Below are 26,440 nucleotides of genomic sequence, written 5' to 3'. Positions count from 1 at the left end.
CTTACTTTTTTGAATAGTCTATACCCAAGTCGTTCGTTCTTACCTCCAACAACTTTTGCTTCAGTTTTTCTTGGAAGTAGCTCACGTTCTCTTGATATTCAGGAAGCGTGGCCAAATTGGTATACTGTCCTGGATCCTGTTGCATATCAAAGAGCTCAATGCCCAGTGAAGCATCCTCTCCATATTGAATGTAGGCCCACTTATCGGTTCGCAATAAAAATGTTTCTCCGTTCTGGGTCACCGAAAAAGCCATATCACGCACCTTATGTTCTGGGTCATCCAAAGTTTTAATCAGGCTCTTTCCCTGAATATGTTCAGAAAATGGAAGTGCCGCCAATTCAGAAATGGTGGGATATAAATCCAACAATTCCACGAAAGAGTTGCATACAGCAGGTTCTTTTCCGGGAACTTTTATTATCAACGGGACTTTGGCTGATTCTTCCTTAACGCTGACCTTCATCCAAAATTCGTGTTCTCCCAGATGAAATCCGTGATCTGAAGTGAAAATAACTATGGTATTGTCCTCCAAGCCTTCTTCTTTAAGGGTTTTTAGCACCTTCCCTACTTGGCGGTCCATGTATGAAACAGAAGCATAATAGGCCGCAATAGCCTTTTGTTTTTGCACCTGGGTCATTTGGGCATTCTTGCTTGTAACATAGTTAATACCCTTTTGCGGAATGTCGTCCCAGTCACCCTCAAAGTTGTAGGGCAGCTCAATATCCTCATGCGGATAGGGTTTAAAGTCATCCTGTGGTGCAACAAATGGAACATGGGGCCTTACAAAACCAACAGCTAGAAAAAAAGGTTCGTCCTTGTGCTGTCGTATCAATTCAGAAGCTTTGGCCGCAGTTTTCCCGTCGGAATGAACCCTATCATCACCATCCGCTTTAACAATCGTCATTACGTTACCTCCCTTAATGGGTTTGGTACCATCAGGGTTTCCTTGAACCAACTCTCCATCACCTGGGGCTGTCCACTCAGGCCCCTGGCTATTAAATCGCTCGGTCCAGGACACCTCGTCGTCCTTTCCATCAGATCCCAATTCAATGTCTATGGGAACGCCCATATGGTAAATCTTGCTCACCCGAGCTGTGTAATACCCTTTATTCTTGAACAATTGGGGCCATGTGACCCTTTCATTCCCAATGTTTTCCCTACCACTTACATAGCCAAAGGTTTGTGTTGCATTGGGGTAATATCCGGTTAAAAAAGAAGCTCTTGAAGGACCACAAACCGGATATTGACAATATGCCCGTGTATACCGAATTCCTACAGCAGCCAGACTGTCAATATTTGGGGTCTGGGAAACTTTGTTCCCATAAGAGGAAACCGCAGTTGCAGTTAGGTCGTCAGCTATGATAAATAGTACGTTTGGCCTTTTTTGTTCGTTCTCACTACTTTGACAGGAGAAGAATGCAATGCTGGATATGAGGAAAATCAACCTTATATTCATGGTGTTTCAGTTGGTTGGTAAGCTTTACTTTTATTCCTTGATCCCGACATAATTCACGAGTTTTCCAACGCCATCAATGGTAATGATTATCTTGTCTCCAACTTCCAAGGTAAAATCGTCTGGCGGAACCAAGCAAGTTCCTGTCATTAGAAAAACGCCCTGGGGAAAATCACATTCCCGAAACAAAAAGGACACTAACTCCCCAAAATCACGTTTCATCTTGGAAATGGCAACATCTTCCTTGAACATGGTCTTTCCATCCCTTTCTATGGCAATATATATTCTTGTAGTAGTTGAAATTGGTTTCTTTGGAACATAAAGACAGGGACCCAAGGCGGCACATTTCTCATAAACCTTGGCCTGAGGAAGATATAATGGATTTTCACCCTCAATACTTCTTGAACTCATATCATTGCCTATGGTATAGCCCTCAATGGACCCCTTGGAGTTTATGAGTAAAGTCAGTTCTGGTTCTGGAACATTCCAGGTGGAATCTTTCCTTATGTACACCTCATCTCCATAACCCACACATCTCTGGGCCGTAGCCTTAAAAAATAACTCTGGTCGCTCTGCATCATATACCATATCATAAAAAACAGAGCCTCCAGATTCTTTGGCTTCATCCATTCGGGCAGTCTTGCTTCGTTCATAGGTAACACCGGCCGCCCAAATTTCCTGATTTCCCATGGGGGGATCAAAGTGATCTTGGTCCAAAAAAGAGCCATCGGTCTCTTCCCAATTCACAATCTCCTTTTTTAAGAATTCATGGAGGCCATCACGATTAATAAATGCTGTCCAATCCGCTATTTCTCTCCTGCGATGGTTCCCATCATTGTCGACAAATACAGTTGTTCCAATTCGGTAAATTTTCATCTCTTCATGTCATTTCAATCCATTAATCGTTGGTTGCATTCAACCCCAAATTCAGTTTCATATCATAGCCCACTGTAAAAGTCTCTCCTTTTAACAAGCCCAATCTTAGAGTTTTGTCCCGATATTTTACATAGCAAGAGTTTCCGCTCTTGGATGTTATGTTGGCCTCCACCAATTTTCCATCCTTCCAAGTGATATCCACTTCAAAATTACCTCGAGCCTTTAATCCTTTAACACTACCCGATTTCCAAGCGTCTGGAAGGGCCGGTAACAAGGTTATTTGACCATCATGGGATTGAACCAACATTTCCGCAATCCCTGCGGTGGCGCCCATGTTTCCGTCCAGTTGAAATGGAGGATGTGCACAGAGCATATTGCTATAGGTACCACCCCCCTTAAGCATTTCAAAACCCTCATCCGTGGTGGTTCTCAACAACCTGCGGATAAGTTTGTGTGCTCTGTTTCCTTCGCGCAATCTTGACCAAAAATTGATTTTCCAGCCCAAAGACCATCCCGTACCTTGATCACCCCTTGCATTCAAAGATTTCTTAGCAGCTTGGGCCAACTCCGGTGTACCATCCAAGGTAATCTGTTTTCCCGGGTGTAGGGCAAACAAATGGGATATATGTCTGTGTTTATTCTCTGGGTCGTCCACATCCTCTTTCCATTCCTGTAATTGTCCCCATCTTCCAATTTGAGGTGGAAACAAGCGACTTTTTGAATCCATCACCTGTTGTTTAAACTCATCTTCTATACCCAGTACCTCACAGGCTTCAATACAGTTGGTAAATAAATCCCAGACAATTTGAAGATCCATGGATGCGCCTTCCGAAATTCCACCATGCTCTGGAGAATAAGATGGAGTGGAAACCAAATATCCTTGTCCATCATCCATAAGATAATCCAACCAAAAAAGAGCAGCTTCCTTCATGATAGGAAAACCCTGTTCCTGAAGATACTCCTTATTTTGGGTGAACTCATAATGTTCCCATGCATGCTGACTCAGCCAACCCGCTCCTCCTGGAAAAAATCCCCATGGAAAATCCCAGCCTGGAGCCGTAAATCCGAACGGGTTGTTCATGGTATTCACAATCCAACCATTCGCATCAAAAAAACTAGCCGCACTCTTTTGGCCCGGTTGTATCAAGCTCTCCATATAATTAATGAGGGGCTGATGGCACTCACTTAGATTAGTAAGTTCCGCTGGCCAATAAATCATTTGTTCATTGATATTCATATGATAATCCGATGCCCACGGAGGCGCGGTCTTATCATTCCATTTTCCTTGCAAGTTGGCGGGCATCGTTCCCGGTCTGGAGCTGCTGATCAGCAAATACCTGCCATATTGAAAGTACAGTGCTTCCAATGAAGGGTCCTCCTGCCCTTCTTCATATGCTTTTAAGCGCTCATCCGTAGGTAATGATGCTATCTGGGTTGCTTCCAAGGACAAATCTACCCTCTGGAAAAGTTCGCGGTAATCGGAAAGATGTTCATTCAACAATTCTTGAAAGGATACCTCTTTGGCCTTGTTCATTGTAGCTAAATTTTCCGACTCGTAATCCTTGCCTTTGTACATGGGATAATGGTTCAAATAATCCGTACCAGCCACCAATTTTAAGGTGACGGCATTGGAGGCTGTAACTTTGATTTTATTTTCATCAAATCCAATGTCGCCCCCCTTGGTTTCCAAATGTAGACGGGCGCCAAAAGCCATTCCATTGTTCTCCAGTAAACCATCTAAAATGAGCTCGCTCCCGCTTGAGGAATAGTTCACTTTTTTATGCGGAGTGGTCAATTCCAGGGTGTAATCTTGCCCTTGAAGTGCATCATTTTCCAGTTTGAACACCAATACTTTACTTGGATAATTGGCGAAGTATGTTCTTTTGTGGTGTACATCACCATCGGTATAGGAAACCCGCGCAATCGCGTCTGAAATATCTAGTTCCCTGTGATATTCCGAGATTTCTCCTGTTTTTTCAATATCAATATAGATATCACCAAAGGCTTGGAAAGCACCAAACCCTTCCCAGAATTCGTGATTGTTATTTCTTTTGATTACACCTGTAAGTTCTTTATTTGCCAAAGCATGGGCCTTCTCCAGTTCACCTTTGGAAAGAAGTTTCCGTACTTGTGGTAAATATTTGTGGGCATCCTTGCGGTTTCCTCCGTCATACGCTTCCCACTCACCGGGACCGCCTACCCAGAGGGATTCTTCATTGAATTGGATACGTTCTCTTTCCACCCCGCCAAAAACCATGGCTCCCATATAACCGTTTCCAATGGGGAGTGCCTCCCGCATCCACGACTTGGCCTCTTGTTTGTACCAGATTTTCAAATGATCAACTGTACTTTCATCTGGTGGGGCTTGACAAGCGGACAGCAAAACAGTTGCCATCACAAACAAGCTTAATTGACGGCCGCACTGGGCCCATTTTAAGTGCTTTAATACCACGGGAATCAATGTATTTTGTAAAAAATTTAAATGTAGTACGGTCAGGCACCATTCTCCACTAGAAAATAAACATAAACCTATACTCTTTTTGCCCTTGCGGACTAAAATTGGACTGTAACGTGTATGCTTTTAATTGAAAAGAATTTATCTAGTATGCGAATGGGTGTTGTCCACCCTGCTTTTCAGCGCTTTTCCTCCTGCAATGTTGAGAAATGGTTCATACCGCAATGGCTCGCACTTCCCATAATTTTTAAGTTAATGCAGCAATGAACGCTATTACTTTAGGCTGACTTTAAGCAAATAATCATCCGCTGTAAGGAAAAGCTGTTTTTCGTCGGTGCTTAGCACGCAATTCGAAGTTCGTTGCCCAGTATATACTTTTGCCAAGGTTTTTCCAGATGGGTCAAATATCCATAGTCCACCAGGGCCTGTAGCCAATACATATCCTTGACTGTGTACTTTTAATCCATCCGGTGCCCCTTGATGGCCTTCCTTGCCCATTAAATGGGTGGCATCATGAAACAATTTCTTGTTTTCCACCACACCGGGTTCCTTTACATCGTATTGGTACCATACTGCATGCTTGGAATCGGAAACAGCAACATAAAGTATGTCGTGGTCTGGGGACAGGCATATTCCATTAGGCCTTGAAAGCTTATCCAACAACACCAGCTCCCCAGAAGTCTTTAAGCAGTACACCCCTTGAAAATCCAACTCCTTTTCGGGGTCATCCATACCCTTGGGAAGACCATAGGGCGGGTCGGTAAAATAGAAATTGCCCTGCTTGTCAAAATAACCATCATTGGGGCTATTGAATCGTTTGCCCTCATAATTATCCACTAAAGGTTCAAACTCGGACTTGGGTTGACTCAATGGAGCAGTCATACGGGCAACCCTTCTTTCCCCATGTTGCATTAAGACCAACTGTCCATTGCCATCCAAAGTAAGGCCATTGGAGCCAGGCTCCTTAAAGTCATCCGAAACTTTTCCTAAAAATCCGGACGGGTGTAGATAGGTAGTGGTGTCCTTTTTTTGGGAATCCCATTTATAAACTTTATTGTTGGGAATATCGGAAAAGAGCAAATATTTTCCCTCGTCTATCCAGAGAGGACCTTCCGACCAGGTGAATCCGCTTGCCAATACCTCAATGGAAGCGGTGGAATCTATTATTTTCAATGCTTCTTCGTCCAAAATTTCAATCGCAAATGCCTGGGAAATATCCATAACCTCCTCTGAAATGGGTTCTTGCTTTTCCGGTGCTTCTTTGGGAGTTTTTTTGCATGAAGCCATGCTTAAAATGACAAGGCATACCAGTGTAAGGCTTTTTTTGATGTTCATATGCTGGACGAATTTTATTTGGTTTGACATACAATCTGGTTTATATAAAATTGGTATCTATAGTATTGCAAAAGGTACTCGAAATATACCGATAATTGGAATAAAGTATCTTGTCAGACAAGGAAATTGAGATGAACAAAATCAAATATTCCGTATGCTGCGCATCTTTCACAACGCATAACAATATGCTGCAAATGTGTTCTCCTAAATTTAATTACATTTAAAGCTTGCAAATCCAAATAACTATGTCGGTTAAAAATCTAAATTTTCTTTTTTTAGTTTTTCTGTTCGCTATTTCAGCTTGTAAAAGAACAGAACCAAAACCTACATCCGATAGCAACCAAAACCAAGAGCAAACCAGTATGGCCAACAAAATTGACCCTAAAAAATTTGAAAAGGTAATTGAAGGTGACACCATTCAATTGCACGTCCTTAAAAACGAGTCTGGAATAGAGGCATACTTCACCAATTATGGTCAGCGATTGGTAGCGTTGTATGTGCCGGACAAGCAGGGCAATTTGGGAGATATTGTATTGGGTTGCAATAGTTTGGAAGGCTATTATGAGCCGGGAACCGATTATTTTGGGTCGACCATTGGTCGCTATGGCAACCGCATAGCCAAAGGCAAGTTTACCTTGGATGGGAAAACGTATACCCTGGCTACCAACAATGGACCCAATCATCTGCATGGAGGAGACAAAGGTTATGACGAGGTTGTTTGGGCCGTAGATCATGCTTCAACAAATGAAATTCAATATTCAAGAACCTCTCCAGATGGTGAAGAAGGATATCCTGGAAACCTTAAGGTAACCGTACGTTACGTCTTGACCGCTGACAACCAACTTCAAATTTTTTATGAAGCAAATACAGATCAAAAGACCATTGTAAACCTTACCCATCATTCTTTCTTTAATCTAAAAGGTGAAGGGAAAGGAACCATTTTGGACCATATCATAGAAATCAACGCCGACCACTATACTCCGGTGGATTCCACCTTAATACCTCTTGGGACGATAGACCCTGTGGCCGGTACCCCCCTGGATTTCACCACAGCCAAACCCATAGGACAGGATGTGGATGCAGCTGTTGAACAATTAAAGCACGGGGGTGGATTTGATCATAACTACGTCCTGAACCCCTCTCCTAAAAACGAGGAAGGACTTACGTTTGCTGCCAAGGTAACCGAACCAGAATCCGGGAGAGTCATGGAGGTTTATACCAACGAACCTGGAATGCAATTTTATAGCGGAAATTTTATGGATGGTACCGTAGTTGGAAAAAATGGTAAACCTTATGTTTATCGGGGAGCCATCTGTTTGGAAACCCAGCACTATCCCGACTCACCCAATCAACCCAATTTCCCAAGTACGGTTCTGGAACCAGGACAGACCTATACTTCTGTCTGTGTTTACAAGTTTAGTGTGGTGAAGTAGATTTCACCAAGTTTCAATGGATTAAATAATTAAAGTGGCAACACCGATTTACCTGATTTTACATCCCCTATTAGCTGTTTAATAGTTGTTTCCTCCAGATTTTTGATAAAAAAACTGTTGGCATTTCCAACAAGATCATGGAGTGCGCAAGGGTTTTCACTATCACATTCGTGTATACTGAGCATGCAGGAACGTAGTCGTTGCTCCCCATCAATCACCTCCACCACACGGATCAAGGGTAAGTCAATGTTTTGGTTACTTGCATAAAATCCGCCTTTTGGACCCCTGGAGGAGGAAATAATACCATTTTTGGATAGTTTCTGCATGAGTTTGGCCAGATAAGATTGAGGCACATTGATTCTGGAATAAATGTCCTTCACCATCAGTTTATTATCCTCATTAGTGTGCAAGGCCAAATAAAGCACAGCTTTTAACGCATATTTGGCCGAATTTGAAAGCATGCTCCCTTGTCTTTAGTTCATTATACAAAGTAAAAAAGATGTTTTTATCCGAAATGTGATTTTTATCATATTCTGCGCCGAATTCTGCCCATACATTTGCCCCAAATCCAACAATTGATATCACATGAAAATTATTGTAAAAGGCAGTTCGCTATTACTCTTGACCCTACTTATTGCTTGCGGAGGCAAACAAGAAAAAAAACAAGATGGCTTCCAGGTTGAAAGGCAAAAAACCACCCAAAAAACCGAGCAAAAGGTGGAAACAGAAACCACCAAGGCTTCGGAAAGAATAGACTTGGAAAGCAAAGGTGTTGGTCCAGTTACCTCGGTAACCCTTAACGATGCCATTGACCAAGCCATGGCTGATGAGGGTAAAGCGGTCTATGATCAAATGTGTCTTGCTTGCCACAGAATTGGCAAAAAATTCATTGGGCCTGCCCCTGATGGTATTTTAAACAGGCGCTCTCCCGAGTGGGTCATGAATATGATCCTAAATCCTGAAGGTATGGTAAAGGAGGACGCGCTAGCCAAAGATCTATTTATGGAATTTAACGGATCTCCCATGGCCAATCAAGGGCTGACAGAAGAACAAGCCCGGGCCGTGCTTGAATACTTTAGAACCTTATAAATATTTGTATGAAACTAGCAACCAGCATTAAACTTTTCATTGGTCTGTTCCTTGCCGGATCCCTTTTGACCGGCTGCAAGAACGAGACCAAAACCCAGAGCCCGTCCACCAATGAGGTGGCGTCACAGCAAGAAAGCAAAAAACAGGGCCAAGCATTCCTAAAGGATGACGAAGCCACACCCAACGTCCTTGACATTGCCATTGGCTCCAAGGACCACTCCACATTAGTAGCTGCCGTGCAAGCAGCCGAGTTGGAAAATGCCTTGGTCAATGCAGGGCCCCTTATGGTCTTTGCGCCCACCAACGCAGCTTTTGAAGCCTTACCTGAAGGAACGGTTGAAAATTTGCTTAAACCTGAAAACAAAGCCGCCCTGGCCAACATCCTGCAATACCATGTTACTCCAGGTAAATACAGCAAGGATTTCCTCAAGAAATTCAAGAAACTGGGACAAGCCAATAACCAGAGCGTACAGGTAGAAGTTCAAGGGGATGATGTGTTTGTTGGTGGGGCCAAAATTTTGGCAAGCGTACCTGCCGGTAATGGCATTGTGCATGTAGTGGACAAGGTAATGCTTCCACCAGAAGAATAGAAAATCAACAATTAAAATAAAAACAACTACGATGAATAAATTTCGCTTTTTAATGCTTGCCCTAATAGCTACAACCATGTTACTGGTTAGCTGTAATCAAGGGGGCAATAGCTCCAACGGGGCACTGTCATCCAGTGCTGCGGAGAAGGTTTATGTGGCACCCGGGGAACACGATGAGTTCTATGCCTTTGTCTCTGGAGGTTTTAGTGGACAACTTTCCGTCTACGGACTTCCTTCTGGAAGGCTGTTCAAAGTCATTCCGGTGTTTTCACAAGATGCAGAAAAAGCATGGGGGTACAATGAAGAAACCAAGCCCATGCTAAATACTTCCCATGGATTTATTCCCTGGGATGATTCCCACCACCCAGACATTTCCCAAACCAATGGGGAATTGGATGGTAGATTTGTATTTATCAATGGGAACAACACTCCAAGGATTGCCAAAATTGACCTTAGCGTTTTTGAAACCACTGAAATCATTGAGATTCCGAACAGTGCCGGTAACCACAGTTCCGCTTTTGTTACTGAAAACACGGAGTATGTGGTAGCAGGAACCCGATTTTCTGTTCCTATTCCGCAAAGGGATATGCCCATTAACGAATACAAGGGCAATTTCCAAGGCTCACTTTCCTTTATTAGTGTAGACCCCGAGGACGGAGGAATGGATCTTTCATTCCAAGTGCTGATGCCAGGATTTGATTATGACTTGGCCCACCCTGGAAGGGGAGCATCACATGGATGGATGTTCTTTTCTACATACAACTCCGAAGAATCGCATTCATTAATGGAAGTGAACGCTTCCCAAAACGACAAGGATTTCATTGCAGCTGTGAATTGGAAAAAGGCAGAGGAATACATCAAAGAAGGAAAATTCCAGACAATGCCAGCCAACTATGCACATAATGTGTATGATGAAGAGACCCATACAGCAACTTCAACCATGAAAAAAGAAGTGAGGGTTTTGGATGCCTCAGAATTACCTGGTTTGGTTTATTTGCTCCCAACACCCAAATCGCCTCACGGTTGTGATGTTGATCCTACGGGAGAGTATATTGTAGGGAACGGAAAATTATCTTCAGATTTGACCGTACACTCCTTTAGCAAAATGATTCAGGCTATTGAAAATGAGAAATTTGACGGTGAAGCATACGGCATTCCAATCCTAAGTTTTGAAGACGTACTCGCTGGAAGTGTGAAACAGGCCGGTCTAGGACCACTACATACCGAATTTGATGGAAACGGAAATGGATATACCACGTTCTTCATTTCATCCGAAGTGGTAAAATGGAAAGTAGGTACATGGGAGGTAGTGGACAGACAACCTTGTTACTATTCCGTGGGTCACTTGATGATTCCAGGCGGAAATTCAAGAAAACCATTTGGTAAATACGTGCTTGCGATGAATAAGATTACCAAGGATAGATATCTGCCAACTGGACCTGAAGTAACACAGTCAGCACAGCTATACGATATTTCTGGTGAAAAAATGGAACTTCTTCTTGACTTCCCAACGGTTGGAGAACCTCACTATGCTGCTGGTATAGCCGCCGATTTGGTGAAAGAAAGATCCAAGAAAATATACAATCTGGAAGAGAATAAGCATAAATATGCAACTACTTCCGATGCCAATGTAAAAGTGGAGCGTAACGGCAACGAGGTACATGTGTATATGACCATGATCCGAAGTCACTTTAATCCTGACAATATTGAAGGAATCAAGGTTGGGGACAAGGTCTACTTCCATGTTACCAATTTGGAACAGGATTATGATGTACCCCATGGAGTAAGTATGATTGGCGCCAATACTTCAGAACTGTTGATTATGCCAGGGCAGACGGAAACCTTTGTTTGGGAACCCAAGCAAGTAGGGGTATGGCCTTTTTACTGTACCGATTTCTGTTCAGCCCTACACCAAGAAATGCAAGGTTATGTAAGAGTTTCCCCTGCCAGTTCCAATATTGAATTGAGCTGGTCACTGGGTGAAGATTAGTTTTAGTGCAAAGTTGAATTGTGAATGAATCAGCGGGAGGGCTTCCCTCCCGCTTTTTCAAACTTAATTATCCCATCCATGAAAAAGAAAGCTAAGATCTTGATGCTAGTTGGAGCCTTGCTCCCCCTGTTGCTGTTTGTATTCCCTTTATGGAAAATAACCTTGGAAGCACCGCAGTATCCAACGCCATTGGGTATGTTCATCCATATCAACGACTTTTCGGATGCCAACCCTCACGACATCAAAAACATCAATTTGATGAACCATTATGTGGGTATGAAATATATTCCGGAAGCTATTCCGGAGTTCAAGATATTCCCTGCCGGAATCTTAATCACTACGTTTATAGGACTCCTAATTGCATGGAAAGCCAATCACAAATGGTATTTGTATTGGTTTATACTGATGGTGGTACTGAGTAGTGCTGGGCTATACGATTTTTACCTCTGGGAACACGATTATGGACATGACCTAGATCCCAAGGCCATCATGAAATTTACCAATCCAGATGGATCCGTCATGGGATTTCAACCTCCTCTTTTTGGATCTAAGGATATCCTTAATTTCACAGCTCACTCCTACCCTCAATTGGGTGCAGTAAGCCTCGGTATTGGCATGGGTTTATCCCTGCTCGCCTATCTATTTGTAAGAAAGGAAAATAAAAAACTTAAAATCAGTTAGTATGAGAATCCATCGCGTATCTAGAGTGTTTTTGTTTCTATTGGCTACGGTGGCATTGCTGAGTTGTAATGCAAAGCCACAGGAAATTACCTATGGTACAGATGGGTGTCACTTTTGCAGAATGACCATTGTTGATGCCCAGCATGCAGCACAATTGGTCACCAAAAAAGGGAAGGCATTCAAATTTGATGCTGTTGAATGCATGGTCAATTATCTAAAGGAAGTGGACTCCAATACGGTCGCCCTTTATTTATGCAACCACTATACCGAACCCAAGGAACTGATTGATGCCACCCAATCCACATTTTTAATCAGCAAATCCATTCCCAGCCCAATGGGTGCATATCTAACGGCCTTTGAAACAAAGGATGAAGCCATTGCCATCCTCGAAAAATCAATGGGAGAACTATATACCTGGAACGAATTGCTAGTCCATCTCCACAACTAACTGAAGCCATGTACAAAATAGACAACCATATCAGAACGGAAAGATTCGATGGCCTAAAAGTGCATCAATTAACCAAAACGGAATCCTTGGAAGTATTGTTGATTTCCCTGGAAAAAGATGCTATATTCCCAGAACACAGTTCTCCCAAAGATGTACATTTATTGGTTTTGGAAGGGGATATTGACTTTCGAATCAACAAGCACAATTACAGGCTTATGGAACAGCAATATTTCAATTTTCCAAAGGATGAAATTCACTGGGTAAAAGCCCATAAAAATTCCAAATTCCTAATCATCAGATAAACAGGTTGTGAACGTTTGGAATAAACTTCTTTTAATACTTTTTATGGCATTTGGAGCGGCTTCCCATGGGTCAACCTTGGAAATCTGTTCCACATGCCCTATTAAATCCATCAAAGAAGGAATTGACCAAGCCCAAGCTTATGACACGCTTCTGATCAAAAAGGGCACTTATTTAGAATTCGATATCATCGTGGACAAGCCATTGACCATTATAGGCAAAGATTACCCTGTTGTTGATGGCGAGGATCAAGGTGAAATATTCACCGTTACCTCTGACAACGTTACCATTGATGGATTATTCATCATCAATGTTGGAACCAGCTATACATCAGATTATGCAGCCATACGAGTGGTTAAAAGCAAAAACTTCCTCATTCAAAATGTAGTCTTGGAAAAGCTCTTTTTTGGTATTTATCTGGAAAAATCCACAGATGGAAGGGTGTTTCACAACAAAATTATTGGAGATGCGGTAGAGGAATTTAATTCAGGGAACGGCATACAGCTATGGTATTGCCAAAATGTATCAGTAGAGAACAACATTGTGCAACATGTAAGGGACGGAATCTATTTGGAGTTTTCGGACCAGATCGTCATCAAGAACAATATCAGCACCAACAATGTACGTTACGGACTTCATTTTATGTTCTCTAATGACGATTTATACCAAGACAATACTTTTGAAAATAACGGTGCCGGAGTTGCCGTAATGTTTTCCAAGAAGATAAAAATGTACAATAACACCTTCAAGAAAAACTGGGGTGCGGCATCATTCGGAATGCTTTTAAAGGAAATCAACGATTCTGAGATTATCGGGAATACTTTTGAAGAAAACACCGTAGGTATCAGCATAGAAGGTTCTAATCGTATTAACTATAAGGAAAATGATTTTGTGAACAATGGATGGGCATTGAAAGTACGCGGGGCCTGCTACAGCAATGTTTTTTCATCAAATAATTTCTTGTACAACTCCTTTGATGTTTCCTATAACAGCAAACTGAACGACAATTCTTTCAGCGGTAATTATTGGAGTAATTATACCGGTTATGATTTGGATAAGAACGGGGTTGGCGATGTGCCCTATAGACCTGTAAAACTCTTTTCGTACATTGTCAATAGAACCCCTGAAACCATTGTATTGCTTCGAAGTCTTTTTATGGATATCATCGACTTTTCCGAAAAAGTATCCCCTGTTTTCACTCCAGATAATTTAAGGGACAATAGTCCATTGATGAAAAAACTGCAATGATCCAAGTAGCTAACCTTCATAAAAAATTTGGTAAGACCCAAGTACTGGATAATCTTGATCTAGAAATAGATGGAGGCGGTATTTTTGCCATTCTAGGACCCAACGGTTCGGGAAAAACCACCTTGATCAAGAGTATTCTGGGCATGGTAATCATGGATAAAGGGAGCATTTCAGTATTGGGTGCCGCCATCAAAACCAATTGGAACTATCGCAAAGAAATCAACTACCTTCCGCAGATTGCAAATTTTCCCGGCAACCTCAAAGTAAGGGAACTGATCAAGATGATCGTAGACCTTAGGCAAAAGCCCAACAGGGCAGATGAACTCATTGAACTGTTCAAGCTAGAGGACTTCCTGGACAAAAAATTGACAACCCTTTCTGGTGGAACCAAACAAAAAGTGAATATTGTTTTATCCTTTATGTTTGATTCCCCGCTACTCATCTTGGATGAACCCACCACTGGATTAGATCCCTTGGCCCTGATCAATCTCAAAAAATTGATTCAGGAAGAAAAAAACAAGGGTAAAACCATTCTGATAACCTCCCATATCCTCCAATTTGTGGAAGAAGTGGCAGACGAAATCATTTATCTACTGGAAGGGAAAATATATTTTAAAGGCAGTCTTGAACAACTCAAGAGCAAAACAGAACAAACTGACATTGAACACGCCATTGCGGCCATAGCAACCCAGCCCCAACATGCTTAAAATTCTAAAATATAGTTTTTACGACCTTATGCGCAGCCGCTGGAGTTATGTGTACTTTATTTTTTATCTGCTACTGGGTTTTGTGTTGCTTTTTTTGAACAATGATGTGTCCAAAGCCGTCATAACCTTGATGAACATCATCATTGTCCTAGTGCCCTTGATTGCTACCATATTTGGTGTCATGTATTACTACAACTCCAAGGAATTCACAGAACTGTTGTTGGCGCAACCCATCAAAAGAACCTCTATATTTTTAGGGCAATATCTGGGCGTTTCGGGCTCTTTAGCAATGAGTTTGGTGCTGGGATTGGGAATTCCCTTTACCCTCTACGGCTTATTAAAGAGCAATGCTATTTGGGATTTCTCACTCCTTTTGGTGGCTGGGGCATTCCTCACCTTTATCTTTACGGCTTTGGCCTTCAATATAGCATTGTCCAATGAAAATAAAATCAAAGGGTTCGGTTATGCTGTGCTATTGTGGCTGTTTTTGGCTGTTATCTATGACGGAATTTTTCTGATTTCACTCATCATTTTTGAAGAATATCCGTTGGATAATTTCTCCTTGGTTTCTACCATGCTCAATCCTATTGATCTTTCCCGGACGTTGATTCTTCTAAAACTGGACATTTCAGCTCTTTTGGGTTATACCGGGGCAGTTTTCAAGAAATTCTTCGGAACTAATTTTGGATTTTTTGTCTCCATGGGTGTCTTGATGATCTGGACCATACTTCCGGTTTGGAGAATGGTTCACAAGGCAAAAAGAAAAGATTTTTAGCACCCTACTTCCGTCGTTTTTTGTCACTAATTTTAGTTTAGCTGTCAAAAAGCGAAAAAAACGCAGTTGCTTCATCATATTTTTATACTTTGTTGGACAAATACTTCCAACCTATGCAAATAATTGAAAATTCCACGGTCTATGACGTGATTATTGTAGGCTCGGGTGCCGGCGGCGGAATGGCTACAAAAATACTTTCCGAAGCAGGATTAAAAGTAGCCGTAGTTGAAGCAGGCCCCTATTTTGATCCAGCCGATCCAGAACAAATGACCCAATTGAAATGGCCACACGAATCACCCAGACGAGGGGCCAGTACCGTAAGACCCTTTGGGGATTTTGATTCTGCCTATGGCGGATGGGAAATTGAAGGAGAGCCTTATGCAAAAGAAGAAGGTACTGACTTTAAATGGTTCCGTTCGCGAATGCTTGGAGGGAGAACCAACCATTGGGGAAGAATTTCCCTGCGTTTTGGCCCTAAGGATTTTAAAAGAAAGAACATTGATGGGCTTGGAGACAATTGGCCCATTGGCTACGATGATGTTAAACCATACTATGATAAAGTAGATAAGCTAATTGGGGTTTTTGGTACCAATGAGGGTTTGCCCAATGACCCGGATGGTTTTTTTCTTCCACCTCCAAAACCAAGGCTACACGAACTTTTCTACATCAAAGGAGCAAGAAAGTCCAACATTCCGGTTTATCCGTCCAGGATGTCCATGTTGACCAAAAAAATAAATAATGATAGGGGCGTTTGCTTTTACTGTGGTCAGTGCTCACGAGCCTGTCAGGTATACGCAGATTTCTCTTCCGGAACATGCCTCATATTTCCGGCTCAAAAAAATGGTGGTCAAATAGACTTATTTGTGAATTGCATGGTTAGGGAGGTCACTACAAACGAAGAAGGTAAAGCTACCGGTGTTTCCTATATCAACAAAGAAGACCGTAAGGAATATAAACTCAAAGGGAAAATAGTGGTTTTGGCTGCCTCGGCCTGTAGTTCCGCTAGAATTCTCCTCAATTCCAAAAGTACCCAACACCCCAACGGTTTGGGAAATAGCAGTGATATCGTGGGCAAATATTTGCACGATTCAACAGGAACGAACAGAATGGCATTTGTTCCTGACTTGATGAACCGCGAGACCTATAATGAAGATGGTGTTGGCGGAATGCATGTATATACCCCTTGGTGGTTGGAAAATGAAAATTTGGATTTCCCAAGAGGATACCATATTGAAATGTGGGGTGGTCTTGGCATGCCCAGTTACGGATTTGGATTCAATGTGAACGACTTCAATTCCTTCTTTGGACTACCTGTAGGTGGATATGGGAACGGACTGCGGAAGGATATCAAAAAATATTACGGATCCGTAATCGGAATGGCGGGAAGAGGTGAGTCTGTAGCCCAAAAAGATAATTACTGCGAGATCGACCCAACCAAAGTGGACGAGTTCGGTGTTCCTATCCTTAAGTTCAATTACAAATGGACAGACCATGAGATCAAACAAGTGAAACACATGCACGATACCTTTGAGGAAATCATGCATAACATGGGAGGCGAACCGCTGGGAGGAAAACCGGGCAAGGATACCAATTATGGTATTTTGGTGCCGGGTGAAATCATTCATGAAGTGGGTACCACCCGAATGGGAGATAATAAGAAAACTTCGGTTGTCAACAGTTACCAACAACTTCACGATGTAGATAATGTTTTTATTGTTGACGCAGGCCCATTTGTATCGCAGGCAGATAAAAACCCGACTTGGACCATTTTGGCCCTCTCTTGGAGAACATCAGATTATATTGTAGAGCAACTTAAACAGCAAAATATTTAACCATGGATAGAAGAAAAAGTCTAAAGTCGATACTCCTTGGAGGTGTGGCCAGTGGATTGGCCGTCCATGGATGCAATCCTAAACCGGAGGCAACCACCGAAGAAACTCTGGCGGTTAATAAGTATGCCTATGGGAGAACACCTAAGGAACAGGAAGCCATTGAGGAACTTTTATCCGAAACATTTTTCAAAGAGCATGAAATGACCACTATTGCTGCCCTTTGCAATCTGATCCTGCCCGCAGAAGATGGTCTCAAAGGAGCATTGGATGCTGAAGTTCCGGATTTTATTGAGTTTATGGTCAAGGATATTCCGGAATACCAACCTACCCTTCGTGGGGGCTTGATGTGGCTAGATCATAAATGCAATACAGAATTCGATGTGGAATTCATTGCGGCCTCGGAGGATCAACAAAAGAGTGTTTTGGATACCATTGCGTTTCCAGACATCACTATTCCAGAGGCTGAAAGGCCGTTGGAGATTCAATTCTTCTCCTTGATGCGAAACCTGACCCTCACCGGATATTATACTACCAAGATTGGTATAGATGAACTGGGTTATAAAGGAAATTCGCCCAATGTTTGGGATGGAGTTCCCGAGCATGTGCTTCAACAACACGGGGTTTCCTATGATGAGGACTGGCTGGCTAAATGTGTGGATCAAAGCAAGCGTGGGACCTTGGCGGAATGGGACGAAAATGGAAATTTATTGACCTAATCAAAAAAGAGCCCAAGCTTGCATGGCAAGCTAATTTTTACCGATATTTGCGCTCACATTTTTCAGTGCAATTCCTGAACGCCCACGTGGTGGAATTGGTAGACACGCTACCTTGAGGGGGTAGTGTTCGAAAGGACGTGCTGGTTCGACTCCAGTCGTGGGCACAAAACCGCATTTTATGCGGTTTTTTTGTTTTCAACACTTATTACACAAAGCTCCCAACCCAACTTCAATCCCTAAATTACTCCTAAATTTTCCGCTCATTTATTAGGATGGCATCATTTAAATTGTAAATTTGTTTAACCTTTACTTGAAAAAGATGAACAATGTAAAAAAATCTTTCAGCATTCGAGACATGGAGAACTTGTCTGGAATTAAGGCTCACACCATCCGAATCTGGGAAAAGAGATACAATTTGTTTACTCCTGAACGGACAAGTACCAACATTAGGACGTATAGTTTGGCCAGCTTGCAAAAGCTATTGAATGTTACCCTGTTGTACAATAATGGATATAAAATTTCAAAAATTGCCAAACTGGAAGAAACCAAGATTCCGGTTATGGTGAGGGAAATTGTTTCCAATACCAGCGAAAAGGACCATGCGGTCAATGCATTTAAGCTGGCTATGGTCAATTTTGACCAAGTACTTTTTCTCAACACCTATAATAGTCTTTTAGCCGATCGTTCCTTTAAGGATATTTTCAGTGAAGTGTTGATTCCTTTATTGAACGAATTGGGACTCCTATGGCAAACGGATACCATTAGCCCGGCCCATGAGCATTTTATTTCCCATCTGATCAAACAAAAAATCCATATCAATACGGAAAAACTGCAAATGCTGGAACCCACTAAAAAGGATAAGGTTTTTGCCCTGTTTCTTCCCGAGAACGAAATCCATGAAATTGGATTGCTCTATCTCAATTATGAAATCAATTTAAGGGGTTATAAGTCTATTTATCTGGGCCAGACCATGCCCATTGAAAATTTGGTGGATTTGCTGAAGTACTATGATAATGTCCATTTTGTAAGTTATTTCACGGTCTCACCTACCAAGGATGATCTATCGGCCTATTTTAAGGAGTTTTCAGAAACCTTGGGTATTTCTGAAAATTCAAAACTTTGGGTACTGGGACATCAAATAAGGTATATTACCGATGAAGAACTTCCCCAACATATAAGGACCTTCAATTCCATTGACCAGTTAATGGAATCCATCTAAAAACCAATCCTATGAAGGTCATTGTCATTGGTTCTGGTTTCTCTTCCTTATCCGCGGCCTGTTATTTGGCAAAAGCCGGTTTGGAAGTGGAAATCCTGGAGAAAAACGACACGGTTGGAGGCAGGGCCAGACAATTGATCAAAGAGGGCTTTACTTTCGATATTGGTCCCAGTTGGTACTGGATGCCAGATATTTTTGAAAACTTCTTTGCAGATTTTGGCAAAAAACCGTCGGATTATTACCATTTGGAAAAGCTAAGTCCGGCCTATAAAATCTTCTTTAAGGACGATAGTGTTACCATTGGTGATTGTATGGACCAGATTTGTCTTGAATTTGACCGTATTGAAAGCGGCAGTGGGAATCATCTACGAAGTTTTATCAAAAAAGCCCAGGAGAATTACAATATTGCCATTAACAAAGTGGTCTTAAAACCTGGCATTTCCCCTTTTGAGTTGGTAACCAAGGATACGGTACTTCGCTTAGACCAATTTTTTAAGAGCATAAGCCAAGAGGTACGGAAGCGGTTTGAAAACCCCAAATTGATTTCGACATTGGAGTTTCCCGTGCTGTTTTTGGGAGCCAAGCCTAGCAAGACTCCCTCTTTCTACAGTTTTATGAATTTTGCAGATTTTGGTCTGGGAACATGGCATCCCAAGGGTGGCATGTACGAAATCATTAAGGCCATGGTGCAGTTGGCCCAAGAGCTCGGGGTCAAAATTCGAACCAACCACCCAGTGGATAAAATTTTGGTGCTTGATGGAAAGATCTGCGGTGTCCGAAGCAATGGTGTTAACCTGACTTCCGATTATGTGATAAGCGGTGCTGACTACCATCACTCCGAAACCTTGTTGGATAAAAAATATCGGCAATATTCCGAAACCTATTGGGATACTCGTACTTACGCTCCCTCTGCCCTTTTGTTTTACGTGGGATTCAACAAAAAATTGAAAAACGTCCATCATCATAATCTCTTTTTTGACACGGATTTTGAACGGCACACCCAGGAAATCTATGATGAACCCCAATGGCCCAGTGACCCTTTGTTCTATGCCAACTTTCCTTCCATAACAGATGGAACCATGGCTCCCAAAGGCAATGAGACAGGATTTTTCCTTGTTCCCATTGCACCCAATTTAGAGGACACTGCGGAACTGAGGGCTCAATATTTTGATATTGTTATAGATAGATTTGAATCTTTGACAGATCAAGAAGTAAGAAATTCCATTATCTTTAAAGAGAGCTTCTGTGTTAAAGATTTTATTGAGCAATACAATTCCTATAAGGGCAATGCCTATGGAATGGCCAATACCCTGAAACAAACGGCTTTTTTAAGACCAAATCTTAAAAGCAGCAAGGTAAAAAACTTGTTTTTCACAGGTCAGCTTACGGTTCCTGGCCCAGGAGTACCACCGTCCTTGATTTCTGGAAAATTAGTGGCAAATCTGTTAACCAAAAACTTAAAGTGATGAAATCTATTTTTGATGATGTCTCCAGGGATTGCAGTAAGATTGTTACCAAGACTTATAGCACTTCCTTTGCTTTGGCCACAAAAATGTTGGCGCCTTCCATTCGAAAGGATATCTACAATATTTATGGGTTTGTGCGTTTTGCAGATGAAATTGTAGACACTTTTCACGATTATGACAAAGAGGTTTTGTTCGATCAGTTTGAAAGTGACATGGAATTGGCTTTGGAGCGAAAAATTAGCCTAAACCCCATATTGAATTCTTTTCAACATACCTATCACAAATATGATATCCCCCATCATTTGGTGGAGGCCTTTATGAACAGCATGCGTTTGGACCTCACCAAAAAAGACTATCAGAGTTTTGAGGAATACAAAGGGTATATCTATGGCTCTGCAGATGTAGTTGGACTTATGTGTCTTTGCGTTTTTGTGAACGGAGATCAGGCAAAATACGAGGAACTCAAGGAATATGCCATGGCTTTGGGTTCGGCCTTTCAAAAAGTAAACTTTCTCCGTGATCTAAAAGCGGATTTTGAAGATTTGGAACGCACTTATTTTCCCAACACCAACTTGATGGAGTTGGATGAGGCCTCCAAAAAACGGATTGTGGATGAGATCAGAGCCGATTTTGCCATGGCCTACTCGGGAATCATTAAGCTTCCAAAAGAGGCCAAATTTGGGGTTTATACCGCCTATAGGTACTATAAAAAACTGCTTCAGAAGCTACAGAGTACACCTCCCTTGGAAATCAAGAACACACGGATTCGAGTTCCAGATTATCAAAAATTGGGGCTTTTGGCCCAGTCGTACGTAAATTATAAACTCCAACTGCTCTAAATGAAGATTGCCCTCTGGATATTGATATTTTTGGGAACTTTTTCTATTATGGAATTTATGGCCTGGTTCACTCACAAATATGTGATGCACGGCTTCCTATGGAGTTTGCACAAAGATCATCACAAAAAGGACCATGACTCTTGGTTTGAGCGTAACGATGCCTTTTTTATTTTCTATGCCCTAGTAAGTATGGTTTGCTTCTACTTGGGAGCCGAAACCGAATTTTGGTACGGTTGGCCATTGGGTTTTGGTATTTTGGCCTATGGTATTGCTTACTTCATGGTACATGACATTTTCATCCATCAACGTTTTAAATGGTTCAGAAGTGCCAACAATTGGTATGCCCGCGGAGTTCGTAGAGCCCATAAGATTCACCACAAACACCTGGGAAAGCAAGACGGGGAATGTTTCGGGATGTTGGTAGTACCTTTCAAATACTTCAAGAAATAAACTCACTCGGCCAACAGCTGATCCAACAACTCCCTAGTCTCTTCGGAATCCCATTGAGCAGCGCCTATTTCCCTAACCACAATAGCTCCCGATTTATCCAGTATATATGTTGCAGGAATGCTTCGCGACACCAATAAGTCAGGCGTACGGGAAGCTTCAAAATATACGGGAAGGTCAAACTCCCGCTTGACCAAAAAAGATTGCACCTTTTCTTTATCGTCATTGGCAACAAATGCGAATATCACTTTGTCCTTATATGCATTGTGAAGTCTGTCCATGCTAGGGAGTTCTGCAACACAAGGAGGGCACCAAGTAGCCCAAAAATTGACCAATACCACTTTACCCTGGGTATCTTCAAAGTTGAACTGACTACCATCCAAATGCACTAATTTCCATTGGTAATTTTCTAAAGTTTCCCGTTTATCCTCTGCAATAACACCAGCACTGCCTGAAAATAGTTTGCCAGTTATAACGCCAAGATGAAAACCAACCGGGGTAAATAGTATCAAGACAATGGCCAAAATCCAGATTCCATCGCTTATTTGTTCTTTGCTCAACTTCATGGTAATTCCACTATTCCGCTATCAAAGTGTCCAGGAGCGTATACACTTTATCATTGCTCCAATCCGCAATCTTCTCTTTATAAATGACAACATTGCCGGACTTATCTATCACATATGAAGCGGGAACCACATCGGGATTTATGGGCATTTTTTCGCCAATGATCAAATAGGTCACTGGAAAGGTGTATTCATGTTTTTCCATAAATTCCTCAACCGGAGGTCTATTCTCATTGGTAATGATATAGAAATCCATCTTTCCCTTGTAAGCATCGTACATTTCTTGGATACTGGCAAGCTCTGCTTCACTGGGCAATCGCCATGAGGCCCATAAATTGATGAAGACCACTTTTCCCTTGGATCGCTCAAAATTGAAGAAATTCCATTCAGAATCCTTCAGTTTCCAGTCGTAATCCCCGAGTTTTTCTCTTTGGGAAGCTTCAATAATGGGGGGTGACGAGGCAAAAATCCTATTCAGAAGCACTTTGCCGTAATGACCTGTGGGGCCAAAAAAAAAGGAAAGCACAAAAAGAATCAAAATAACGTTGATGATTGTCTTTTTACTTCCTTTCTTCATTTCGATGGGTTTGTCTCAAAACTAAAAAACTCCTGACATAAAATCAGGAGTTTTTCATATTTATGGTTAAACTATTTTAGGCATTTTCCTTTTTGATCATGTTCAAGGCAGAACCTTCTATGAACCAATCAATCTGGGAAGCATTATATGTGTGGTTAACGATGATATTGTCTTTGCTACCATCAGCATGAACCACTTCCAAGGTCAAGGGTTTACCAGGAGCGAATTCGGCAATATCCACAAAATTGAAGGTATCGTCCTCTTGAATCAAATCGTAATCGCTTTCATTGGCAAAGGTCAATGCCAACATTCCTTGCTTCTTCAAATTGGTTTCATGAATCCTCGCAAAAGACTTCACCAAAACAGCAGCAACTCCTAAATGTCTGGGTTGCATTGCAGCATGTTCCCTGGACGATCCTTCCCCATAATTATGGTCTCCCACGACTATAGTTCTAATCCCCTCTTTTTTGTAAGCTCTTTGCGTATCTGGAACCGCTCCATATTCCCCTGTAAGCTGGTTCTTTACAAAATTGGTTTGCTTGTTAAAGGCATTTACTGCGCCAATCAAGGTATTGTTTGCAATATTGTCCAAATGTCCTCTGTATCTCAGCCAGGGTCCAGCCATGGAAATATGGTCTGTGGTACATTTACCAAAGGGCTTTATCAGCAATTTCACCCCTTGCAGGCTATCTGTGGAAATTGGCACAAAAGGCTCCAATAACTGTAATCTTTCAGAAGTTGGCGACACCACTACCTGAACTCCACTTCCGTCTTCCATGGGAGCAATGAATCCGGCATCTTCCACGGCAAAGCCTTCAGGTGGCAATTCGTATCCTCTTGGCTCATCCAACATCACTTCTTCCCCATCCTCATTGATCAATTTATCTGTTACCGGATTAAAATCCAGTCGACCAGAAATGGCAATTGCAGTAACCAATTCTGGCGACCCTACAAATGCAAGGGTATTTGGGTTTCCATCGGCACGTTTGGCAAAATTTCTGTTGAAGGAGTGCACAATGGTGTTTCTAGGTCCCTCTGCCGCTTTGTCCCCATACCTGTCCCACATTCCAATACATGGGCCACAGGCATTGGCAAATACGGTTGCTCCAATACTGTTGAAGGTATCAATAAATCCATCACGGTCAATAGTGTAGCGCACTTGTTCCGATCCCGGAGTAATGGTGAACTTGGATTTGGTCTTTAAGTTTTTATCTGCCACCTGCTTGGCCAGTGAAGCCGCTCTTGAAATATCTTCATAGGAAGAGTTGGTACAGGATCCAATAAGACCTACTTCCACATTCAAAGGCCAGTCATTGGCCTTGGCAGCCTCACTCATTTGCGAAATTGGCGTAGCCAAATCCGGAGTAAACGGACCGTTCAAATGAGGCTCCAATGTACTTAGATCAATTTCTATCAGCTGATCAAAATATTGTTCTGGGTTAGCATATACTTCTGGGTCCGCTGTAAGATGTTCTTTCACTTCCAATGCTGCATCCGCTACATCCGACCTATCGGTTGCACGCAAATAGCGGTCCATGGATTCATCATATCCAAAAGTAGAAGTGGTAGCCCCAATTTCGGCTCCCATATTACAGATGGTTCCCTTTCCAGTGCAGGACATGGCGGTGGCTCCTTCACCAAAATATTCAACGATGGCTCCTGTTCCTCCTTTTGCAGTAAGAATACCTGCGACTTTTAGAATTACGTCTTTGGGAGCTGTCCAACCGGATAGTTTTCCAGTCAATTTGACCCCTATCAATTTTGGAAATTTCAATTCCCAAGCCATTCCTGCCATGACATCCACAGCATCAGCTCCACCAACTCCAATGGCCACCATTCCCAAACCACCTGCATTAACGGTGTGGGAATCGGTACCAATCATCATTCCTCCCGGAAATGCGTAGTTTTCCAAAACCACTTGGTGTATAATTCCTGCACCCGGTTTCCAGAATCCGATTCCATATTTGTTGGATACGGACTCCAAAAAGTTAAAAACCTCGTTACTGGTTTCGTTGGCACGTTTCAAATCCGTTTTGGCATCGACTTTGGCTTGAATCAGGTGATCACAATGCACGGTTGTTGGAACCGCAACCTTCGGTTTACCTGCATGCATGAACTGCAACAAAGCCATTTGGGCGGTTGCATCCTGACAAGCTACTCGGTCAGGAGCAAAATCCACATAGTCCTTGCCCCTTGTAAACTGTTTTGTGGGTGTTCCATCCCACAAATGGGAATACAATATTTTTTCAGCTAGGGTCAACGGTTTTCCCACTAATTCGCGGGCCTTTTCGATACGCTCCCCCATGGAGGCATACACCCCCTTGATCATGTCAATGTCAAACGCCATTCTGCAATTGGATTTAAGATTTTTGTAATTCGGCTAATTTACTAAAATACCTACGATTTAGGAATTAGAATTTAGCAAATAAGTCGAGGGAATATTGTATTTATAACAATTCCAAGATGATTTTCTCCTCAGAAATGCCTTCGGCCTCCGCTTTGTAGTTTTTGAGGATTCTATGGCGTAGGATTCCCATGGCCACTGCTTGGACATCTTCTATGTCTGGTGAGAATTTCCCATGAATCGCAGCATGTGCCTTGGCCCCTAAAACCAAATTTTGGGATGCCCTTGGTCCTGCCCCCCAGTCCACATAAGTATTGATAAAATCTGAGGTGTTTGGCATTCCAGGACGGGTCTTGTTTACCAAGTTTACTGTGTAGTCAATGACGTTATCCGGCACAGGAATTCTTCGTACCAAATGTTGCACTGCCACTATTTCTTCAGCGTTGAAGAGAGAATTTAGCTCTGGATGCTCATCCGTGGTTGTGGTTTTCACTACCTGGATTTCTTCTTCAATAGATGGATATTTGAGCTCAATGGCAAACATGAATCTATCCAACTGCGCTTCCGGCAACGGATAGGTTCCCTCCTGTTCTATTGGGTTTTGGGTTGCCAATACAAAATAGGGCATCGCAAGTTTATGTTGCTCCCCAGCAATGGTCACAGCCTTTTCTTGCATGGCCTCCAATAACGCTGCTTGGGTTTTTGGGGGGGTACGGTTGATTTCATCCGCTAATATGATATTGGCAAATACAGGTCCTTTAATGAACTTAAAATTTCTGTTTTGGTCCAATACCTCACTCCCCAAAATATCGCTGGGCATTAAATCCGGGGTAAATTGGATTCGCTTAAAATCCAGTCCCAAGGTTTGCGCAATGGTATTTACCATCAAGGTTTTGGCCAAACCAGGAACCCCGATCAACAGCGAATGTCCCCCGGTATATATAGAAAGTAGAATTTGCTCGATCACCTTTTCCTGGCCCACAATGACCTTGGCAATCTCATCTTTTAATTCCTGATGTTTTTTTACAAGACTTTCAACCGCTGCAACGTCTGACATGCA

The 26,440-nt window shown here is 42.3% G+C and carries 25 protein-coding genes and 1 tRNA gene; 17 read left to right on the top strand and 9 right to left on the bottom strand.

Translation table 11 applies throughout. The annotated features are described in order from the left end of the window. Position 1 precedes the first annotated feature (1 nt). From FGG15_RS19015 to FGG15_RS19000, 4 genes are all read right to left on the bottom strand, one after another. Entirely contained in the window at positions 2 to 1,453 is a 1,452-nt protein-coding gene (locus tag FGG15_RS19015) for a sulfatase (RefSeq protein ID WP_138839324.1), read from the bottom strand. A 30-nt stretch (positions 1,454 to 1,483) separates the two neighbouring features. Beyond that, positions 1,484 to 2,326: a fumarylacetoacetate hydrolase family protein gene (locus FGG15_RS19010; RefSeq protein WP_138839322.1), complete on the bottom strand. Its 843-nt coding sequence runs from the start codon at positions 2,324 to 2,326 to the stop codon at positions 1,484 to 1,486. A 22-nt stretch (positions 2,327 to 2,348) separates the two neighbouring features. Then, positions 2,349 to 4,721, bottom strand: coding sequence for a glycoside hydrolase family 95 protein (locus tag FGG15_RS19005; RefSeq protein ID WP_138839320.1), 2,373 nt, complete (start codon positions 4,719 to 4,721; stop codon positions 2,349 to 2,351). Positions 4,722 to 5,054: 333 nt separating this feature from the next. Then, a complete protein-coding gene (locus FGG15_RS19000) occupies positions 5,055 to 6,146 on the bottom strand; it encodes an SMP-30/gluconolactonase/LRE family protein (RefSeq protein ID WP_237561883.1) in 1,092 nt (363 codons plus the stop codon). A 332-nt stretch (positions 6,147 to 6,478) separates the two neighbouring features. Here FGG15_RS19000 and FGG15_RS18995 point away from each other — a divergent pair, with 332 nt between their 5' ends. After that, positions 6,479 to 7,549 (top strand): aldose epimerase family protein, encoded by a 1,071-nt coding sequence (locus FGG15_RS18995; protein WP_237561882.1) that lies wholly within the window; start codon positions 6,479 to 6,481, stop codon positions 7,547 to 7,549. 29 nt (positions 7,550 to 7,578) lie between these two features. On the opposite strand, the gene FGG15_RS18990 is transcribed toward FGG15_RS18995, so the two are convergent. Beyond that, on the bottom strand, positions 7,579 to 8,010 hold the full coding sequence (locus FGG15_RS18990; RefSeq protein ID WP_138839314.1) for an RrF2 family transcriptional regulator: 432 nt from the start codon (positions 8,008 to 8,010) through the stop codon (positions 7,579 to 7,581). Positions 8,011 to 8,134: 124 nt separating this feature from the next. On the opposite strand from FGG15_RS18990, the gene FGG15_RS18985 reads away from it, so the two are divergent. The 16 genes from FGG15_RS18985 (at position 8,135) to FGG15_RS18910 (ending at position 21,899) form a co-directional block, all read left to right on the top strand. After that, positions 8,135 to 8,638, top strand: a complete 504-nt coding sequence (locus tag FGG15_RS18985; protein ID WP_138839312.1) for a c-type cytochrome — start codon at positions 8,135 to 8,137, stop codon at positions 8,636 to 8,638. A gap of 8 nt (positions 8,639 to 8,646) precedes the next feature. Beyond that, complete coding sequence (locus FGG15_RS18980; RefSeq protein WP_138839310.1) at positions 8,647 to 9,228, top strand: fasciclin domain-containing protein; 582 nt, start codon at positions 8,647 to 8,649, stop codon at positions 9,226 to 9,228. Positions 9,229 to 9,259: 31 nt separating this feature from the next. Next, on the top strand, positions 9,260 to 11,218 hold the full coding sequence (gene nosZ, locus FGG15_RS18975) for a Sec-dependent nitrous-oxide reductase (RefSeq protein ID WP_138839308.1): 1,959 nt from the start codon (positions 9,260 to 9,262) through the stop codon (positions 11,216 to 11,218). A gap of 78 nt (positions 11,219 to 11,296) precedes the next feature. Then, positions 11,297 to 11,899 carry a hypothetical protein gene (locus FGG15_RS18970; protein ID WP_237561881.1) on the top strand — a complete coding sequence of 201 codons (603 nt, stop codon included), beginning with the start codon at positions 11,297 to 11,299 and terminating at the stop codon, positions 11,897 to 11,899. Position 11,900: 1 nt separating this feature from the next. Then, the gene (locus FGG15_RS18965; protein WP_138839306.1) at positions 11,901 to 12,347 is read left to right on the top strand and encodes a nitrous oxide reductase accessory protein NosL; all 447 of its coding nucleotides are present in this window, start codon (positions 11,901 to 11,903) and stop codon (positions 12,345 to 12,347) included. An 8-nt stretch (positions 12,348 to 12,355) separates the two neighbouring features. Beyond that, on the top strand, positions 12,356 to 12,649 hold the full coding sequence (locus FGG15_RS18960; RefSeq protein ID WP_138839304.1) for a cupin domain-containing protein: 294 nt from the start codon (positions 12,356 to 12,358) through the stop codon (positions 12,647 to 12,649). 43 nt (positions 12,650 to 12,692) lie between these two features. After that, the gene (locus tag FGG15_RS18955; protein ID WP_138839302.1) at positions 12,693 to 13,895 is read left to right on the top strand and encodes a nitrous oxide reductase family maturation protein NosD; all 1,203 of its coding nucleotides are present in this window, start codon (positions 12,693 to 12,695) and stop codon (positions 13,893 to 13,895) included. Then, positions 13,892 to 14,602 (top strand): ABC transporter ATP-binding protein, encoded by a 711-nt coding sequence (locus tag FGG15_RS18950; protein WP_138839300.1) that lies wholly within the window; start codon positions 13,892 to 13,894, stop codon positions 14,600 to 14,602. The genes FGG15_RS18955 and FGG15_RS18950 overlap by 4 nt, the downstream gene beginning before the upstream one ends. Beyond that, positions 14,595 to 15,377, top strand: coding sequence for an ABC transporter permease (locus FGG15_RS18945; RefSeq protein WP_138839298.1), 783 nt, complete (start codon positions 14,595 to 14,597; stop codon positions 15,375 to 15,377). Before FGG15_RS18950 ends, FGG15_RS18945 begins: the two co-directional genes overlap by 8 nt. A 113-nt stretch (positions 15,378 to 15,490) precedes the next feature. Beyond that, positions 15,491 to 17,209, top strand: a complete 1,719-nt coding sequence (locus FGG15_RS18940) for a GMC family oxidoreductase (protein WP_138839296.1) — start codon at positions 15,491 to 15,493, stop codon at positions 17,207 to 17,209. Between the two features lie 2 nt (positions 17,210 to 17,211). Further along, positions 17,212 to 17,925, top strand: a complete 714-nt coding sequence (locus FGG15_RS18935) for a gluconate 2-dehydrogenase subunit 3 family protein (protein WP_138839294.1) — start codon at positions 17,212 to 17,214, stop codon at positions 17,923 to 17,925. An 80-nt stretch (positions 17,926 to 18,005) separates the two neighbouring features. After that, a tRNA-Leu gene (locus tag FGG15_RS18930) sits at positions 18,006 to 18,089 on the top strand. A 155-nt stretch (positions 18,090 to 18,244) separates the two neighbouring features. Continuing rightward, on the top strand, positions 18,245 to 19,144 hold the full coding sequence (locus tag FGG15_RS18925; protein WP_138839291.1) for a MerR family transcriptional regulator: 900 nt from the start codon (positions 18,245 to 18,247) through the stop codon (positions 19,142 to 19,144). A gap of 11 nt (positions 19,145 to 19,155) precedes the next feature. Then, entirely contained in the window at positions 19,156 to 20,610 is a 1,455-nt protein-coding gene (locus tag FGG15_RS18920; RefSeq protein ID WP_138839289.1) for a phytoene desaturase family protein, read from the top strand. Then, positions 20,610 to 21,449 carry a phytoene/squalene synthase family protein gene (locus tag FGG15_RS18915; RefSeq protein ID WP_138839287.1) on the top strand — a complete coding sequence of 280 codons (840 nt, stop codon included), beginning with the start codon at positions 20,610 to 20,612 and terminating at the stop codon, positions 21,447 to 21,449. The genes FGG15_RS18920 and FGG15_RS18915 overlap by 1 nt, the downstream gene beginning before the upstream one ends. Next, positions 21,450 to 21,899: a sterol desaturase family protein gene (locus FGG15_RS18910; protein WP_138839285.1), complete on the top strand. Its 450-nt coding sequence runs from the start codon at positions 21,450 to 21,452 to the stop codon at positions 21,897 to 21,899. 2 nt (positions 21,900 to 21,901) lie between these two features. Here the strand turns inward: FGG15_RS18910 and FGG15_RS18905 are convergent, their stop codons facing one another. The 4 genes from FGG15_RS18905 to FGG15_RS18890 form a co-directional block, all read right to left on the bottom strand. After that, a complete protein-coding gene (locus FGG15_RS18905) occupies positions 21,902 to 22,462 on the bottom strand; it encodes a TlpA family protein disulfide reductase (protein WP_138839283.1) in 561 nt (186 codons plus the stop codon). Positions 22,463 to 22,472: 10 nt separating this feature from the next. Next, positions 22,473 to 23,036: a TlpA family protein disulfide reductase gene (locus FGG15_RS18900; protein WP_138839281.1), complete on the bottom strand. Its 564-nt coding sequence runs from the start codon at positions 23,034 to 23,036 to the stop codon at positions 22,473 to 22,475. A gap of 76 nt (positions 23,037 to 23,112) precedes the next feature. Next, the gene (locus FGG15_RS18895) at positions 23,113 to 25,383 is read right to left on the bottom strand and encodes an aconitate hydratase (protein ID WP_138839279.1); all 2,271 of its coding nucleotides are present in this window, start codon (positions 25,381 to 25,383) and stop codon (positions 23,113 to 23,115) included. 100 nt (positions 25,384 to 25,483) lie between these two features. Then, positions 25,484 to 26,437: an AAA family ATPase gene (locus FGG15_RS18890; protein WP_138839277.1), complete on the bottom strand. Its 954-nt coding sequence runs from the start codon at positions 26,435 to 26,437 to the stop codon at positions 25,484 to 25,486. Positions 26,438 to 26,440 lie beyond the last annotated feature (3 nt).

This window comes from Flagellimonas algicola (genome assembly GCF_005937185.1).
Taxonomy (GTDB): domain Bacteria; phylum Bacteroidota; class Bacteroidia; order Flavobacteriales; family Flavobacteriaceae; genus Flagellimonas; species Flagellimonas algicola.
The sequence above is the reverse complement of the archived record's forward strand: the minus strand, read 5'-3'. Positions and strand labels throughout refer to the sequence as shown.